This window comes from Archangium lansingense (genome assembly GCF_026626635.1).
Lineage (GTDB): Bacteria > Myxococcota > Myxococcia > Myxococcales > Myxococcaceae > Archangium > Archangium lansingense.
Genome location: NZ_JAPNKA010000001.1, coordinates 8347768 through 8366226, shown reverse-complemented (window position 1 = coordinate 8366226; position 18459 = coordinate 8347768). Strand labels below are relative to the sequence as shown.

Here is an 18459-nt window from a genome sequence, read left to right as displayed (position 1 = left end):
CCGCGTTCGTGTCAGCCTTGCTGTTCCAGCTCGGCCAGCAGCGCTTCCAGCGTGGAGGCGTCGGTCTCACTGGCTCGTGTCTGCACGATGGCCAGTGCCATGACCTCCACGGTCGGTGAATCGAAGAGGGCTCGCAGTGGCAGTTCCACCCGGAAGGCCTCACGCACTCGCGCGAGGATCTGCACGCCCAGCAGGGAGTGGCCGCCCAGCTCGAAGAAGTTGTCGGTGATGCCGACCTGCTCGATGCCGAGCAGCTCCTGCCAGATGCCAGCCAGCGTCTGCTCCGTCTCCTCGCGAGGAGGCACGAAGGCGTTGGCGAGCGGTGGGCGCGGATGCCGGTTGCCCGTCTTCGCCGTGCTGCCTCCGGCCGTGGCACTCGCGGGAGTCCGCAGCCGGGCCTCCAGTGAGCCCCTCACCGCGATCCAGCGCCCACCCGAGGGCGACGCGAGCACGCCGAGCAGGAGCCGGAAGCCCTCGTCCGGGGAGATCACTGCCTCGGGACGGAAGCCCGTGCCCACGCCCCAGGTGTCCCAGCCGACGGTGTACCAGCGGGTGCCGGACACACGGGACTGGTGCGCAACGAGGGCGTCCATGCCGGCATGGGCCGCCGCGAGCACTGCGCAGCCCATGCCCCCGAGCACCGCCGTGAGGGACGAGTGCACCGCCACGAAGGTCGGGCGGCGTTCTTTCAGGGCCTCGGCGAGGTTCATCAACCCCGCCAGTCGGCCTCGGAGCACCGGTTCGCTCGCCTCGCGTGTCGCCTCGGAGACGGGCGTCATCGCGGCCTTTCCGCTCTCACCCGCGGCGAAGAACACGCCGTCCACCGGGCCGAAGCGGCTCTCCGCCGCCTGCAGGGCGCGCTCGAGCTGACCCGCGTCACCGAGCTCGGCCCGCAGCACGAGCACCTGGGCTCCGGTCCGCTCCAGCGCGCGCATGCGCTCGATGGTGCGCGATACCGGATCCTCGGCCCCATGGCCGGCGAGCCAGGCGTTCCACTCCTCGGGGGCCGGGAGGGCCCGGCGCGAGAGCAGCACCAGCTTTGGCTTCACCGCGGCGGCGAGCTGCTCCGCCAGCGACAGGCCAATGCGTCCCAGTCCACCGGCGATGAGGTAGACCCCGCCCTGCTTCAGCGGTGAGGCCGGAGCCTGCGGTACGGGTACGGGCTCGAAGGTCTCGACGTAGCGGTAGGGTCCCCGGAGCGCGACCACGGGCTCTCCGTCCGCGGCCAGCTCCGCCACGAGCCGCTCCATCCAGAGGTCCGTTGCCGAGCCCTCCGGAGGCCGGGTGACGTCGATGGCGCGGCAGCGCATGCCCGGGAACTCCAGCGGCAGGACTCGGCACGCGCCCGGCGCAGTGGCCTGGGCGGGGGAGAGTGGCTCCTCTCCCGTCACATCCTGCGCTCCACTGGTGACCACCGAGAGCGTGATGGACTGCTTGACGACGTCGGGGCCAATCGCTCGCGCCAGGTCGAGCAGTCCGTGAAGGATGAGCTCCTGCCGGGCCTCGGGCGCGAGGGGCCAGAGATAGGCGATGCGGTCGGGCGTCCAGCCCTCGGTGCGCAGCCGCTCCACCTCCTGGCGGAGTGACTCCGGCTGACGGATCGAGACGACCTCGGCCCCTCCGGTGCGCAGCCGCTCGGTGAGGCGCGCGGCGAGAGTCCCTTCCGCCTCCAGCACCAGCCAGCGCTGACCCTGGAGCGAGGGCACCGTTGCAGCGGCGGCCGTGCGCTTCCAGGCGGGCACGGACAGCTCCACCTGGGTCGCGTCCGAAGCCCCTTCACCCTGTGAGGCGTTCCTGGCCGCGGCGGGCTGCGCGAGCGGGGCGCCTCCCTTCAACAGATCATAGCTCTCGCGCTGGAAGGGGGTGGCCGGGAGCTGCATGCGCCGGCGAGGCTCCTTGCCGTACAGCTTCGACAGCTCGAGTTTCGCACCGGCGAGCCACAGGCGGGCAGCGGTCTCCGTCGCGTGCTGGGCGGTTTCCTGGGCATCGCGCGGCTGCGGCAGCGACGTCAGCACCGTGGGGTGGGTACCGGCCGGAGCGCTACGGCGCACCAGCGTTCCCAGGGCGTGTCCTGGGCCCACCTCCAGGAAGATGCGCTCGGGGTTACCGAGCAGCAACGCGGTCCCGTCGCCGAATCGCACGGGCTGGCGCAGGTGTTTGGCCCAGGCGCTCGCGTCCGTGGCCTGCTCCGCGGTGGCCCAGGTGCCGGTGAGGTTGGACACGTAGGGCAGCTTCGGCGGCGAGAGGCGCAGGCGCGACACCTCGCGGGTGAAGGACTCCAGCACCGGATCCATCATGGCCGAGTGGAAGGCATGCGAGGTGTGCAGCCGGCGGGCTTCCACGCCTCGTCCGGTGAGCACCTTCTCCAGCGCGGACACGGCCTCCTCGGTGCCAGACACCACCTGCAGGGCCGGGCCATTCATCGCGCCCAGGCTGGCCCCGGGAGGGAGCAGCGGCGTGAGCTCCGCCTCCGTCAGGTGGACGGACAGCATCGCGCCCGACGGGAGTGACTGCATCATCCGCCCGCGTACTGCCACCAGCTTCAGCGCGTCTTCCAGCGAGAAGACTCCGGCGAGGCACGCGGCCACGTACTCGCCCAGGCTGTGGCCGATCATCGCCTCGGGCTCGATGCCCAGCGACATCCAGTACTTCGCGAGCGCGTACTCCACCGCGAACAGCGCCGGCTGCGCGAGCTCGGTCCGGCGCAGCAGCGCTTCGGCCTCCTCGCCGCCCTGAGCGGGGTAGAGCACCTCGCGCATATCCTTCCCGAGGTGCGGCTTCAGTGCGTCCGCGCACGCGTCGAGGTGCTTGCGGAAGACGGGCTCGGACTCGTACAGCGCCCGCCCCATGCCCACGTGCTGGGAGCCCTGTCCCGAGAAGAGGAACACCACGGGCCGCCGCAGGTTCGTCCCCGTGCCAGCGAGCGCACGGCGCGCATCTCCCAGCGCGGCCCGGGCGTCGGCGGAATCCCGGCAGAGCACGGCGCGCCGATGCTCATAGGTGCGACGGCCCGCGTGCAGCGTGTACGCCACGTCCGCGAGCTCGGCGCTGGGGTGACGCTCCAGGTGGGTGGCCAGCTTCGTCACGGCCTCGTCGAGAGCGGCCGGGCTTCGTGCCGACAGTGCCAGCACGTGCCAGGGCTTCTTCGAGGACGTAGCCGGGGCCTGGGCAGGAGCCTCCTCCAGCACCACGTGGGCGTTGGTGCCGCCGATGCCGAAGGAGCTGACACCGGCTCGCCGCGGCCCGCCGCCGCTCCAGGGGATCGCCTCGCTGGTGACGTAGAAGGGGCCGCCGTCGAAGTCGATGGCCGGGTTGGGCCGCTTGAAGTGCGGGGTGGGAGGAAGGGTGCGGTTCTTCAGGGCCAGCACCGTCTTCAACACGCCCGCGACGCCCGCGGCGGCGTCCAGGTGGCCGATGCTCGCCTTGAGCGAGCCGATGACGCAGCGCCGGGTCCCCACGCGTTTGCCGCCGAACGCCTGGTTCAGCGCGGCCACCTCGATGGGATCTCCAATGGCGGTGCCCGTGCCGTGGGCCTCGATGTACTGGATCTCCTCCGGCTCCACCCCGGCAATGGCCATGGCCTCCGAGATGACGGCCGTCTGGCCCTCCACGCTGGGCGCGGTGTAGCCCACCTTGGAGGAGCCGTCGTTGTTCACCGCGGAGCCGAGGATGACGGCATGCACCGTGTCGCGGTCTCGCAGCGCGTCCGACAGGCGCTTGAGCACCACGATGCCTGTTCCCGCGCCGCGCACCGTGCCCTGGGCCTGCTCGTCGAAGGCGCGGCAGTAGCCGTCCGGCGAGAGGATCATCCCCGGCTGGTACTGGTAGCCGCTCGTCTGGGGAAAGGACACCGAGGAGGCGCCGGCAATGGCCATGTCGCTCTCGCCCGACAGCAGGCTCTGGCAGGCGAGGTGGATGGCCACCAGCGAGCTGGAGCACGCCGTCTGCACGGTGAGGCTCGGGCCCCGCAGGTTGAGCCGGTGCGAGATGCGCGTGGCCACGTAGTCCTTGTCGTTGGCCACCATCAGCCCGAACGAGCCCGCGCTCTCCATCAGGTCCGGCCGCCGCATCAGCGCGCGGATCAGATACGAGCTGAGGCTGATGCTGGCGTAGACGGAGACGGCGCCGGTGAAGCGCTCGGAGTCGTACCCCGCGTCCTCCAGGGCCTGGACTGCGCACTCCATGAAGATGCGCTGCTGCGGATCCATCAGCTCTGCCTCGCGCGGGCTGAAACCGAAGAGGCTGGCGTCGAAGTGCGTCGCGTCGTCGAGCACGTAGGCCGAGCGCACCCAGTCCGGGCGCTCGCGGAGGGCGCGGGGAACACCGGCCTCCTCCATCTCGGCGTCGGTCAGGGTGCGGCGCACGTCGGCGCCGCGTCGGAGGTTGTCCCAGAAGGTGTCGAGGTCTCGTGCACCCGGGAAGCGTCCCGACAGGCCCACGATAGCGATGCGCTCTACCTCTTCGTGCTGCTCAGACATCTGAGTCGTCTCCGTCTTGTGAATCCGTGCGCCCACGCCCTCCGCTCACCCGGCGAGTGAAGGCCCGGCGGGCCTCGGCACGGGCGCGGCCGGTCTGGGCCGAGTCCTGCGTGCCTTCCTGCTTCGAGAGCCGGTCCGCCAGGGTGCGGACGGTGGGGTATTGGAAGAGCTGGGTCAGCGCCAGCCCGGTTCCCAGGGCCGTCTTGAGGCGGCGGTGCACCTGGAGCGCGAGCAAGGAGTTGCCGCCCAGCGCGAAGAAGGGGTCATCCAGGCCCACGCGCTCCACCTGGAGCACTTCCTTCCAGATGCCGGCGATGAGCTGCTCCACCTCGGTGCGCGGCGCCTCGAAGGGCTGGCCCGCGCTCTGTCCGCCGAGGTCCGGAGCGGGGAGCGCCCGGCGCTCGAGCTTGCCGTTGGGGCTGAGGGGGAGTTTCTCCAGCACGACGAAGGCCGAGGGCACCATGTGCTCCGGCAGGCGGGTCTGGAGAAAGGAGCGCAGCTCGGCGGCGGCAGGCGTCTGCTCTGGTGCGGCGACCAGGTAGGCCACCAGCCGTTTGTCACCGGGCCGATCCTCGCGCGCCACCACCGCCACCTGGCGCACTGACGGGTGCTGGGCCAGCAGCGTCTCGATCTCCCCCAGCTCGATGCGGAAGCCGCGGATCTTCACCTGGAAGTCGGCACGGCCCACGTACTCGATGTTGCCGTCCGGCAGCCAGCGGGCCACGTCTCCGGTGCGGTACATGCGTGCACCCTGCGTGGCGCTGAAGGCATCCGGGATGAAGCGCTCGGCGGTGAGGTCCGGACGGGCGCGGTAGCCTCGGCCCACCTGCACGCCGCCGATGTACAGCTCGCCCGGCACGCCCACCGGCACCGGCTGGAGCTGGCCGTCCAGGATGCGAATCTGCGTGTTGGCCACCGCGCGGCCAATGGGCACCGAGCGCAGCGACTCGCGCGCCTTGCAGGCGTAGTAGGTGACGTCGACGGCTGCCTCGGTGGGGCCGTAGAGGTTGTGCAGCTCGGCCCAGGGCAGCCGTTGCAGGCACTGGTCCTGAAGCTCCACGGGGAGGGCCTCGCCGCTGCACACCACGCGCTTCAGCGACGCGCAGCGCTCCAGCTCGGGCTCCTCCAGGAACACCTTCAACATGGAGGGGACGAAGTGCAGGGTGGTGACGCGCTCCTGGGAGATGAGGCGGGCCAGGTAGTCGGGATCCTGGTGCCCACCGGGCTTCGCGAGCACCAACCGCGCGCCCTGCATGAGGGGCCAGAAGAACTCCCAGACGGAGACGTCGAAGCTGAAGGGCGTCTTCTGCAGGACGACGTCCTGGGCACCCAGCTTGTACTCGTCCTGCATCCACAGCAGCCGGTTCACCACGGGGTGGTGCTCGTTCATGGCGCCCTTGGGGCGGCCGGTGCTGCCGGAGGTGAAGATGATGTACGCGAGGCTGTTGGCACCCGCCAGGGCCGGAGGCACATGGCGAGGCTGCGAGGAGATGTCCGCCCAACCCGAGTCCACGCACACGACGCGGGCGCTCTGGGAAGGCAGACGCGACAGCAGCCGTTCCTGCACCAGCAACACGGTGGGGCTGGCGTCCTCGAGCATCCACCCCAGGCGCTCTTGCGGGTAGGCGGGATCGAGGGGAACGTAGGCACCACCGGCCTTGAGGGTGGCCAGCAGCGAGATGACCATCTCCAGCGAGCGCTCCAGGCACAGACCCACGCGCGACTCGGGGCCGACGCCCAGCGAGCGCAGGTGCCAGGCGAGCTGGTTGGCGCGAGCATCGAGCTCGGCGTAGGTGAGCGACTGGTCTTCGTAAGTGAGGGCCACGGCCTCGGGCGTGCGCGCTACCTGGGCCTCGATGAGCTGGTGCAGGCACGCGTCGCGCGGATAGCTGGTGGGAGCACCGTTCCAGTCAGCCAGCAGGGTGTGCCGCTCCGGCTCGGGGAGGATCGGCAGGCCGCTGATCGGCTGCTCGGGGTTGGCCGCGATGCCGGACAGCAGCGTCTGGTAGTGCGCCAACAGCCGGGTGATCGTTTCGGGCTCGAAGAGGTCCGTACTGTACTCGGCGACGAGCCGCAGTCCTTCGGGGAGCTCCGTGGCGATCAGCGTCAGGTCAAACTTGGTTGTCCCGGTCTCGGGCTGCTGGAACTCCATCACCAGCCCTGGCGCCTGGAGCGGGGGCATGGGGGCGTTTTGCAGGATGAACATCACCTGGAACAGCGGACTGTGGCTCAGCCGGCGCTCGGGCTTGAGCGCGTCCACCAGCCGCTCGAAGGGCAGCTCCTGGTGCGCGAAGGCGTCCACGGTCGTCTGGTGGACGCGGCCCATCAGCTCGCGGAACGACGGCCTACCCGACAGCGAGGTCCGCAGCGCCAGGGTGTTGATGAACAGGCCGATCATCCCCTCGAGCTCGGACCGGCCTCGGCCCGCGATCGGCGTGCCCACCACGAGATCCTCCTGCCCGGTGTAGCGGTGGAGCAGGACCTCGAAGGCGGCGAGCAGGGTGACGAAGAGCGTCTTGCCCTCGCGCTGGCCCAGTGACTTGAGCGTCTGGGTGAGCGCCGGGGGCAGCATCACCGTCTGGCGGGCACCGTGGGGGCTGAGCGCCGTGGGGCGAGGCCGGTCGGCGGGCAGCTCCAGGATGGCGTTGGGATCCAACCGCTCGCGCCACCAGGAGAGCTGCGTCTCGAGCACCTCACCCTGGAGCGACTCGCGCTGCCAGGAGGCGAACTCCGCATACTGGAGCGGCAGCGCCGTCAGCGGAGAGGGCTGATCCTGGACGAAGGCCGAATAGAGCGCCGCCAGCTCGCGGACGAGCACTCCCAGGGACCAGCCGTCCGAGATGATGTGGTGCATGCTCAGCAGCAGCACGTGCTCGCGCTCGGACAGCCGCAGCAGCGCGGCGCGCAACAGGGGACCCTTGGTCAGGTCGAAGGGCTGACGGGCCTCGGCGGTGGTGTGCTCGCGGGCCTTCTGCTCGCGCTGGTCCTCCGGCACCTCCCGCAGGTCCACCACGGACAGGGGAATCTCCAGCGAGGACGCGACGAGCTGCTTCAGGCCCCCGTCCTGATCCGAGAAGGTGGTGCGCAGCGTCTCGTGACGGCGCGCCAGCTCCTGCAGGGCGCGTCGCAGCGCCTCCGTGTCCACCTCACCTGAGAGGCGCACTGCCCCCGGCATGTTGAAGGCCGCGCTGGTGGGGTTCCACTGGTAGAGGAACCACATGCGCTCCTGCGCGAAGGACAGGGGCGCTTGCTTCACCTTCTGGGCCTTCTCGCGCAGGAGTTGGGCCAGCAGGGCGCGCTTCTCGTCGGGGGTGGACATGGCTCAGTCCTTTTCCTTTTCGGCTTCCAGCACCGCCAGCAACTCCGCGACCTGCTCATCCGAGAGCTGGTCCATGTTTGCCAGGAGCTTTTCGGCCTCTTCAGCAGTGTAAGCGGTCTTGGGCGCGGCGGGCTTGGGCTGGGCCGGCTTCGGCGGCGGAGCGGCCTGCTCCACCTCGTAGCCGAGCCGGGCGACCAGCTCGAGCGTGGTCGGATCGAGCGGACGCGGCCACTTGATCTTCTTCCAGCTCTCGCCGAGGCCCTTCTCGATGCCCTTGTGCTGGAGGATGTTGGGATCCCCCAGTCCGCCCATCATTCGCTCCTTCTTACCGTCATACGGCTGGACTACACGTTCGTCGAAGGGAATCTCCAGGAACTCGCACACGCCAGTCATCACGGCGGTGGGGTCGCGCACGAGCCGCTCGTATTGCACCCAAAGGACTCGCTCCTTCTCAACGCGTGAGAAGAAGTCGAGCAGGTTGCGGTTGCAGAGCGCCCAGACGGTCTCGGCCACCACGTGCGGATCCACCTCCGCGTTGCCGAAGAGGCTGGGGCCGAAGAGCCGGTCGAAGCGCACGCGCAGCAGCGACTCCATCACCGGGTACGGGTGGCGGTAGAGGAAGATGTACTTCGGCCGGTCGAACATCACCTCCGAGCGCCAGAGCGTCTCGGCATCCAGCGCGTACGAGGGCGTCTTGTCCACCAGCAGGCGCGGGGCGGACAGCTCCTGGAGCCTGGCGAAGATCTCCTGGGCCGGAGTGTTCTCGGCGACGAACTTGTCCACGAGCGCCTGACCCGCGGCGGAGTCGATGCCCATCAGCTCCATGAAGGCCCACTGGAGACCGCCGGTGGTCCACTCCATCTCATGGCCGAAGCCGATGTTCTCGCGCCACTCGCGCATGTTCTCGAAGAACAGGAGGTTGACCTCCGGCGGGCAGAAGAGCTTCGGGTGTCCCGCGAGCATCACGCGGAACAGGGTCGAGCCGGCGCGCGGGCTGGAGTGCACGAACACCATGGGCGGGTTCTTGCGCTTGCCCTGCATGGCGGACGCGCTGTCCGCCGCGTGCTTGCGGTAGGGCTTGAGCGTGTACGCCGACAGCGGCTTGTCGGAGACGTACTTCGCCGGGTTGGCCAGCCGCTCCATCTCGGCCAGGAGGTAGCGGGCCAGCTCGGGGATGGCGGCGTGCTCCTGGATCTCATGCGGGTAGAGCTGGAACTTGAAGTCCTGCCGCAGGCTGTACTCCACCTCGGCGCCGAGCAGGTTCAGGTCGTAGCTCTTGAGGCTGCCATCCGCGGGGAGCTGCTCGACCGTGATCCGGAGGCCCGCGGCGATCTTCCGCTTGAGGTAGTCCTCCATGATGCCCTGGCGCTCGGTGGGGAACGCGGCGCGCAGCCGCTCGCCAATGGGCTTCTCCGAGGCCGCGGCGTTCTTGCTCAGCTCCTGCTCGATCTTCGCGGCGGTGGCGCCCACGGTGGGGGTCTCGAAGAGGCCGCGCAGGGGCAGGTCCACCTTGAGCTCGGCGTGGAGTTGGTTGCGAAGCTGCGTCGCCATCAGCGAGTGCCCGCCCAGCTCGAAGAAGTTGTCGTTGATGCCGATCTGCTGGATGCCGAGCACCTGCTCCCAGACCGCGGCGACGGTGCGCTCCAGGTCCGTGCGAGGCGCCACGTAGGCGGTGGCCAGCGAGGGCCGCGCGTGCTGGGACGTGGCCGCCTTCTTGCCCGAGGCTCCCGAGGCCTGAGCCGTGCTCGCCGTCTGGCGCTGGCGGGCGTCGAGGTCACCCGTGGAGAGTACGAGCTGGCCGCCGGGAGCGTGGGTCAGGATGCGGCGGGCCGCCTCGAGCCCCTCTTCGGGCTGCATGGCGTACCGAGCCAGCGCGGAGCCCGCCATGGAGGGCGCTCCCTCGAACTGCCAGGCGTCCCAGTCCACGCTGAGCCACGGGTAGGTGCCCGGCTCGCTCCGGCGCTCGGCGAAGGCGTCCATGAAGTGGCTGCCCGCCGCGTGCACCACTTGCCCGAACCCTCCGAGGATGGAGGACAGCGAGGACACCAGGAGGCAGAACGCGGGCCCCTCGGCCGGGAGCACCTTCTCCAGGACGCGCAGGCCGTGCACCTGGGGTGCGAAGTGCGAGGCGCACTCGGCGGCGCCCGTCTCCTGAATGGTGCCCAGCGTGGCGCCCTGACGCAGGCCACCCGCGGCGTGGATGATGCCGTCGATGCGGCCGAACTGCTCCAGGCTCCGCGTGACGGCCTGGCGCATCTGGCTCTCGTCGGTCAGGTCAGCACCGAGCACCAGCACTGACGCTCCGGACGCCTCCAGCACCTGCGCGGACTGGATCTTCCGGCTGATGGCGTCCTGCGCCCCGTGGCTCGACAGCCACTGGGCCCACTCGGCCTTCGGCGGGAAGCCCTTGTCCTCCACCAGCGCCAACCGGGCCTTGAAGCTCCGGGCCAGCTCACCGGCCAGCGCGTAGCCGATGCCCGTCAGACCTTCTGTGAGCAGGTACACGCCCTGCTGCTTCAGCGTCCGGAGGGGAGCGGCGTCGGCCTCCAGGCGCAGCGGCTCGAAGGTCTGGACCCACCGCTGGCGCCCGCGCCAGGCGATGACCGGCTCGGAAGCGCTGGACTCGAGCTCCGCGAGGAGCTGGCCCGCAACGGTGGCGGCGTTGCCAGACGCCACGTCCACGAAGCGGCAGGTGATGTGCGGATACTCCTGGGGCACGACGCGGCACGGGCCGAGGAGCGTCGCCTTCTCCGGCGAGGGCGCATCCGCGCTCTCCACCTTGCAGGTGCCGGTGGAAGCGACCCACCACGCGAGCGGCTCCGAGCGGCCCTGGGAGCCCAAGGCTTGCGCGAGGAACAGCAGGCTGTAGAAGCCGGTGTCCAGCGCGCGCTCGAGGGACACGGGCTCGGGCATTACGCTCCACAGGTGCACCACGCCGTCGAACGGCTGGCCCTCCTTTTGGAGCGCCTGGAGCAGGGCGGCGTAGTCCTCGCGCCGCCGCGGGTCGAGCGTATAGGTGCCATCGGCGCGGCGGCCGAACGACTCCCCGGGGATGACGCGGATGACGGGCTGACCCGCCTGGGCAAGCTTCGGTGCGAGCGCGTCCGCCACACCGCTCACATCCGCGAATAGCAGCCAGCCCCGGCTGGAGGCCTTCGTCGCGGCGGGACGCGGTGCCGGCGTGCGCTTCCACGAGGGCACGTAGAACCAGTCGGCGACGTCGCGCTTCTTCTCGGCGGAGGCCGCCGGACGCGGAGCCACTCCGGAGGGCCGGGCGTCGATCCAGTAGCGCTGGCGCTCGAAGGGGTAGGTGGGCAGCGGGAGCCGACGGCGCTTCTCGCGGGCGTAGAAGCCCTTCCAGTCGGGCGTGACGCCGCTCAACCAGAGCCGGCCTAGCGTGCCGAGCAGCACGGCCTCGTCGGAGGACTGCTCGCGCGGGTGGCGGGTGGATGACAGCACGGTGCGCTCGCCCTGGGCGGGCTGCTGCCGGGTGAGGGTGGCGAGCGTGTTGCCGGGGCCCACCTCGAGCAGCACCTGTTGCGGCTTCTGCGCGAGCGTCTTCAAGCCATCGGCGAAGCGCACGGCCTGGCGCAGGTGCGTGGCCCAGTACTCGGGGCTGGTGGCCTGGGCCGCGTCAATCCACGTGCCGGTGACGTTGGAGACGAAGGGAATCTTCGGCGGGCTGAGCTTCACCTGACGCACGCGCGCGGTGAACGGCGCGAGGATGGGGTCCATCATCGCCGAGTGGAACGCGTGAGACGTGTGCAGCCGCTGTGCATTGACGCCGCGGTCCTTGAGCTTCTCCTGGAGCGCCTCGATGGCGGGAGTAGGCCCGGCAACGACGGTGAAGGCCGGCGCGTTGACGGCGGCCACGGACAGCTCGGCGCCCAGGTGCGGCCGGAGCTCTTCCTCGGGGAGCTGAACGCTCAGCATGGAGCCGGCGGGCAGCTCCTGCATCAACTGTCCGCGGGCGGCGACCAGTGAGAGCGCGTCGCGCAGCTCGAAGACGCCGGAGAGGCAGGCGGCTACGTACTCACCGATGCTGTGTCCGAGCATCGCCTTGGGCTTCACGCCCCATGAGATCCACAGTTGGGCGAGCGCGTACTCGATGGAGAAGAGGGCCGGCTGGGCGATGCCGGTCCGGGTGAGCGTCCGGGCGGCGTCCTCGGCCTGGGCCTGCTCGGGGTAGAGCAGCTTGCGCAGATCCAACCCCAGGAGCGGCTGGAGGTGCGTGGCGCAGGTGTCCAGGTGCTCGCGGAACACGGGCTCGGAGGCGTACAGCTCGCGCGCCATGTCCACGTACTGCGAGCCCTGACCCGGGAACAGGAACGCCACCGGCCGGTCCTGAGCGGTGGGCGAGCCAGTCCACACGCGCTGGGCATCCCGCGTCTGAAGGGCGCTCACGGCCTCCGCGACATCGCGGCACACCATCACGCGGCGGAAGGCCATGTCCTGTCGGCCCACCTGGAGCGTGTGGGCGACATCGGCGAGGTTGATGCCCGGGTTCGCCTGGAGGTGCTTGGCGAGGTTATCCGTGGCCGCCTCGAGCGCCGCCTCGGACTTGGCCGAGAGCACGAGCAACTGCACGGGCCGGGAGGCAGCCGGGGACGCAACGGGCGGCGCCTCCTGGAGCACCACATGGGCATTCGTGCCGCCGACACCGAAGGAGCTGACACCGGCGCGGCGCGGAGCATTGGCGGGCGCCTGCCAGTCGGCCAGCGTGGTGTTCACGTAGAAGGGGCTGTTGGCGAAGTCGATCTCAGGGCTCGGCTTCTCGAAGTGCAGGCTGGGCGGCAGCTTCTTGTGCTCCAGCGAGAGCACGGCCTTGATGAGGCTGGAGACGCCCGCGGCGTTGGCCAGGTGGCCGATGTTGCTCTTGAGCGAGCCGATGGCGCAGCGCATCTTCGCCGCGCGCGGAGTGCCGGGCTTGTAGCGGAACGCCTTGGTGAGGGCGCGAATCTCGATGGGGTCACCCATCTGGGTGCCGGTGCCGTGGGCCTCGATGTAGCCGATCGTCTCCGGCTCCACGCCAGCAGCCCCGAGCGCCTCGCCGATGACGGCCGCCTGGCCCTCCACGCTGGGCGCGGTGTAGCCCACCTTGTGAGAACCATCGTTGTTGATGGCCGAGCCCTTGATGACGGCGTGGATGAAGTCACCATCCTTGAGGGCGTCCTTGAGGCGCTTGAGCAACACCACGCCCACGCCGCTGCCGAACACGGTGCCTTCCGCCTTGGCATCGAAGGCGCGGCAGTGGCCGTCGGGGGACACGATGCCGCCGGGGATGTACGGGTAGCCCTCGGGGTGCTTGACCTGGATGGACACGCCACCGGCCAGCGCCATGTCGCACTCTTCGTTCAGCAGACTCTGGCAGGCCACGTGGGTGGCCACCAGCGACGTCGAGCACGCGCTGAGGATGGAGTAGCTGGGGCCGCGCAGGTCCAGCTTGTAGGCGACGCGGGTGCTGAGGAAGTCGCCGCCGTTGCCGATGTCGGCCTGCACCATGTCCAGCGCGCCGAGCCGGTCCGCGTTGGGGACGAGGTTGTAGATGAGGTACGTGTTCGTGGATGCGCCCGCGAACACACCGATGGCCCCGTCATGCCGGTCCGGCGCATAGCCGGCGTGCTCCAAGGCTCCCCAGGCGCACTCCAGGAAGACGCGGTGCTGCGGATCCATCAGCTCCGCCTCGCGAGGCGTGAAGCCGAAGAAGCCCGCGTCGAACAGCTCCATGCCCTCCAGCGCGGCGCTGGCCTTCACGTAGTGCGGATCCTTGCGCAGGGCGGGATCCACGCCGAGCTTCTCCAGATCGGCGTCACTCAGCGGCCGGATGGACTCCGTGCCGTCGCACAGGTTCTTCCAGAACGCGTCGAGGTCCTGTGCGCCGGGGAATCGGCCGGTCATGCCGATGATGGCGATGTCCTGCTCGTCGATGAAGGTTTCGTGAGGCATGGAAGTGTGTCTCGAAGCGAGGGTTCTCGGTTCTATTCTTCGGTGGCGGAGTCATCGCTGCCGCGGCGCTGTCTCCGGGCGCGGCGGCGCTCGCCACGGCTGCGGCTGTCGGACTCGCTGGACTCATCCTCGGCTCCATCCTCGGAGCCACCCGAGGCGGCCTTGAGCAGCTTCGCCAGAGCCTCCACCGTCGGGCCCTCGTACAGGGTGACGGCGGGGATCTGGATGCCGAACTGGTCGCGCACCCGGGCAATCAGCTTGATGCCCACCAGCGAGTTGCCACCCAGCTCGAAGAAGTTGTCGTGGATGCCCACCTGGGTGATGCCCAGCATGGACTCCCACAGCTTCGCGACGGACTCCTCCAGATCGTCACGCGGGGCCACGTAGGCGTTCTGCATGGCGGGGCGGGGCGCGGCCTGCTGGGACTGCGCGTCGGGCACCACGTGCTGGGTCTTGTGCGCGTCGGCGGCCTTCTGGGGCTCGGGCCGAGCCGTCTGCTCGAAGCGGGCCAGCAGGTTGCTGGTGGAGACGGCGACCTGGGCCACCGCGCCCATGGAGAGCAGGTGCGTGAAGGCCTCGGTGCCCTCGCTGGCGGAGATGGACAGGGCACCGAACGGGTTGGGGCCCGAGTCGGCGGCCCAGGCATCCCAGCCCACGCTCATCCAGGGCACCGGGGACTCCTGCGTCTGGCGGAGGGCGAACGCGTCCATGAAGCTCATGGCCGCAGAGTACGAGGCCCGTCCGACGCCCCCGAGCACCGCCGCGAGCGACGAGGCCAGCATGCAGAAGTCGAGCGTCCGGCCGCGCAGCATCTCCTCGAGCGCGTAGAGCCCGAGCGCACGGCTCTGGAAGAGGAAGCGGGCGTCGGCGGGGGTGGCGTCCGCGACGGAGCGGAACAGCGAGGCATCCACCGTGCCCGCGGCGAACACCACGCCGTGCAACTCGCCGAAGCGCGAGAGGGTCTGCTCGACGACGGCGCGGAGCTGGGCCCGGTCGGCCACGTCCGCGCTGGCCACGAGCACCTCGGCGCCCAGGGCCTCGAGCGCGCGCACCTTGCGGATGCGCTGGCCGATGGGGTCCTTCTCATCATGCGAGGCCAGCCACGAGTCCCACGTGGAGCGCTCGGGCAGGGCGGAGCGGCCGACGAGCACGAGCCGAGCCTGGGCGCGCTTCGCGAGCACCTCGGCATGGCTGTAGCCGATGGTGCCGAAGCCGCCGAGCAGGAGGTAGACGCCCTTGTCACGCAGCGGGACGTAGCCCGGCTCGCGAGCGGGGACGGCCTCGAACACCTGCACCTGGCGCTGCTGGCCGCGGTACGCGATGACGTTCTGGCTCCGGGAGTCCTCGGCGCCCTCGGCGAGGAGCTGCTCGGTGAGGTGGGCCTCCTGCCAGCTCCCCGGCGCGGGCAGGCTCACGTCCACGGACTTGCAGGAGAGGTGCGGGTACTCCTGGGGAATGACGCGCACCGGGCCGAGTACAGTGGCCCGCTCGGGGTTGGGCAGCTCATCACCGAGCGCCTGCATCCGGTGGGTGACGACGGTGAGCGATACGGGCTTCGCCTCCTGGCGGCCGAGCGCCTGGGCGAGGAACAGCAGGCTGTGGAAGCCCTGCTCCTGGGCCTTGTCGAACGAGGCTCCCTGCGCCCCGAAGGTGCCCTCGGGGACCGCGCTCCAGAGGTGGAGGATGCGGTCGGGCCCGAGTCCCTGGGCGGAGAGCTGCTGGAGCAGGGACGCGAAGTCCGCGGCCTCGCGCGGGTTGATGGACCAGTGGCGCTCGCCGAGCTGCGCGAGGTGCGTGCCCGGAGTGACGATGATGGCCTGCTGACCAGCCTCCGCGAGGCGCCGGGTCAGGCTGGCACCCAGCCCATTGCCGTGCGACTCGGGAAGGAGCAGCCACCAGCACGCCTTCTGCTCGCTCCACGCGGCCGAGGGCGGGAGGGCGCGCTGCCACGAGGGCAGGTAGAACCACCGCGACACCTCCTGCTTCTTGTCCGCGGCGGCGCCCTTGGACTTGCCATGAGCGTGGTCCTTGGGCGGATCCACCCAGTGGCGCTGGCGCTCGAAGGGGGACGTCGGCAGGGGGATGCGGCGGCGCTTCTCGTCGCCGTAGAAGGCGTCCCAGTCTGGCTCGATGCCGGCGAGCCACAGGCGGCCGAGCGTATTCAGGAGGAAGTCCAGGTCGTTCTTCTGCTCGCGCGGGTGGCGCAAGGAGTTGAGGACCACGTGCTGGGCGGCCTTCGCCGGGTGCTGCCGGGCGAGCGTGGTGAGCGTCTGGCCGGGGCCGACCTCCAGGAAGATGGCGTCCTTCTCCTTGAGCAGCTCGTTCAAGCCATCGGCGAAGCGCACGGCCTGGCGCAGGTGCCTGGCCCAGTAGTCGGGGCTGGTGGCCTCCTCGGCGGTGATCCACTTGCCGGTGACGTTGGACAGGTAGGGGAGCTGCGGCACCTGCCGCGAGACGCGCCGGACCTGCTCGCGGAACGCATCCAGGATGGGGTCCATCATGGACGAGTGGAACGCGTGTGAGGTGTGCAGGCGGGTGGTGGCGATGGCCTGGGCGGTGAACTTGTCCGCGAGCGCGTCGATGGCGGGGGGAGGGCCGGCGACAACGCAGGTCTCGGGGCTGTTGACGGCGGCGAGCGAGAGCTCAGTGCCGAGCAGGGGCAGCACCTGGGCCTCGGCCATGGGGATGGCGAGCATGGAGCCGGCGGGCATCTGCTGCATCAGCCGGCCGCGCGCGGCCACGAGCGCCAGTGCGTCCTCCAGGGTGAACACACCGGCGAGGCAGGCGGCTACGTACTCACCGATGCTGTGACCGATCATCGCCTGGGGCTTGAGGCCCCACGACATCCACAGCTTCGCGAGCGCGTACTCGATGACGAACAGGGCGGGCTGGGTGATGGCGGTCTGCTTGAGGCGCTCGGTGGCGGCCTCGCGTCCGGCCTCGGGCGGGTAGAGGACGGTGCGCAGATCGAAGCCGAGGTGCTTCTCGAGCTTCTTCGAGCAGGCGTCCACCTCGTCGCGGAAGACGGGCTCGGACTCGTAGAGGTGCCGGCCCATGTCCACGTACTGGGCGCCCTGGCCGGAGAACATGAACATGACCGGGCGACCCTCGGTCTCCTGGCCACCGGTGAAGACGCGGGCGGGGTCACGCGAGGACAGGGCCTCGAGCGCGTCCGACAAGGAGTTGGCCACCAGGGTGCGGCGGCGGCCGAAGCGCTTGCGGCCCACCTGGAGCGTATAGGCGACGTCGGCGAGGCTCAGGTCCGGGTTGGCGCGCAGGTGCGAGACGAGCCGGTCCGTGGCGGCCTCCAGCGAGGCGTCCGAGCGCGCCGAGATCATCAGCACCTGGGACGGGCGGCGCGGCTTGTCGGTGGCGGGGAGCTCGGGAGTCTCCTCGAGGATGGCGTGCGCGTTGGTGCCGCCCATGCCCAGGGACGTGACGCCCGCGCGGCGCGGAGTCTCGCCCTCGGGCCAGTCGGACAGCTTCGCGTTCACGTAGAAGGGGCTATTGGCGAAGTCGATGGCCGGGTTGGGCGACTCGAAGTGGAGGGTGGCGGGGATCTGCTTGTGGTGGAGCACCAGCGCGGCCTTGATGAGGCCCACCGCGCCCGCGGCCGAGTCCAGGTGGCCGATGTTGCTCTTCACGGAGCCGATCGCGCAGAAGCCCTTCTTGTCGGTGCCGGCGCGGAACGCCTGCGTGAGGCCGGCGATCTCGATGGGGTCTCCCATGAGGGTAGCGGTGCCGTGGCCCTCGATGTAGCCGATGGAGTCCGGCTCGACGCCCGCGATGGCCTGCGCGAGGGAGACGACCTCGGCCTGGCCCTCGACGCTGGGGGCCATGTAGCTCACCTTCTGCGAGCCGTCGTTGTTCACCGCCGTGGCCTTCACGACGGCGTAGATGGTGTCACCGGATGCAACGGCGTCCGCCAGGCGCCGCAGCGCCACCACGCCCGCGCCGTGTCCGGAGACGAAGCCCTGGCCCTTGGCGTCGTAGGGACGGCAGTGACCGTCGGGCGCGGTGGTGCCGCCCTCGTAGTACAGGTAGCCCTGCTTCTCCGGGAAGTGGATGGACACGCCGCCGGCCAGGGCCATGTCGCACTCGTAGTTGAGCAGGCTCTGGCAGGCGTAGTGGATGGCGGTGAGCGACGTGGACGAGGACGACTGGATGGTGACGGCCGGCCCCTTGAGGTTGAGCCGGTAGGCCACCTCGGTGGTGAGCGCGTCCTTGTCGTTGCCGATGGACGCCTGGAGGCTCTCCACGGACGCCACGTGCGACAGGTGCGGGTACACGTTGGTGAGCAGGTACGTGTTCATGCTCATGCCGCCGAACACGCCCGTTCGCCCCGGCTGCCGATCCGGGCTGTAGCCCGCGGTCTCCAGAGCCTCCCAGGCGCACTGCAGGAAGACTCGGTGCTGCGGGTCCATCAACGCCGCCTCGCGCGGGTTGAGCCCGAAGAACGCCGCGTCGAACTGGTCCGTGTCCCCCAGGATGCCGCACGCCTTGATGTAGTTGGGCGCGCGCACCAGCGAGGGGTCAATCCCCGTTGAAATCAGCTCCTCGTCGGAGAAGAACGAGATGGACTCGACACCATCGCGCAGGTTCTTCCAGAACTCGGCGATCGTCCGCGAGCCAGGGACGTGGGCAGCCAATCCGACGATTGCGATCCCTTCCAGCTCGGGAGTGGTCTCAGTGGTCATGGGCGTGTTCCGGGTCCAT

The 18459-nt window shown here is 70.0% G+C and carries 4 protein-coding genes; all 4 read right to left on the bottom strand.

Going from position 1 to position 18459, the window contains the following annotated elements; translation table 11 throughout:
* Positions 1–11: 11 nt before the first annotated feature.
* The 4 genes from OV287_RS33340 to OV287_RS33325 are packed head-to-tail and all read right to left on the bottom strand — an operon-like array spanning position 12 to position 18440.
* Entirely contained in the window at positions 12–4478 is a 4467-nt protein-coding gene (locus OV287_RS33340) for a type I polyketide synthase (protein WP_267538082.1), read from the bottom strand.
* On the bottom strand, positions 4471–7797 hold the full coding sequence (locus tag OV287_RS33335; RefSeq protein ID WP_267538081.1) for a non-ribosomal peptide synthetase: 3327 nt from the start codon (positions 7795–7797) through the stop codon (positions 4471–4473). The genes OV287_RS33340 and OV287_RS33335 overlap by 8 nt, the downstream gene beginning before the upstream one ends.
* A 3-nt stretch (positions 7798–7800) precedes the next feature.
* Positions 7801–13743 (bottom strand): type I polyketide synthase, encoded by a 5943-nt coding sequence (locus OV287_RS33330; protein ID WP_267538080.1) that lies wholly within the window; start codon positions 13741–13743, stop codon positions 7801–7803.
* A 32-nt stretch (positions 13744–13775) separates the two neighbouring features.
* Entirely contained in the window at positions 13776–18440 is a 4665-nt protein-coding gene (locus OV287_RS33325) for a type I polyketide synthase (RefSeq protein ID WP_267538079.1), read from the bottom strand.
* Between the last annotated feature and the right edge of the window lie 19 nt (positions 18441–18459).

Coding starts and splice junctions, on each gene's coding strand:
- OV287_RS33340 (WP_267538082.1), bottom strand. CDS start 4,478: ATGTCTGAGCAGCACGAAGAGGTAGAGCGCATCGCTATCGTGGGCCTG.
- OV287_RS33335 (WP_267538081.1), bottom strand. CDS start 7,797: ATGTCCACCCCCGACGAGAAGCGCGCCCTGCTGGCCCAACTCCTGCGC.
- OV287_RS33330 (WP_267538080.1), bottom strand. CDS start 13,743: ATGCCTCACGAAACCTTCATCGACGAGCAGGACATCGCCATCATCGGC.
- OV287_RS33325 (WP_267538079.1), bottom strand. CDS start 18,440: ATGACCACTGAGACCACTCCCGAGCTGGAAGGGATCGCAATCGTCGGA.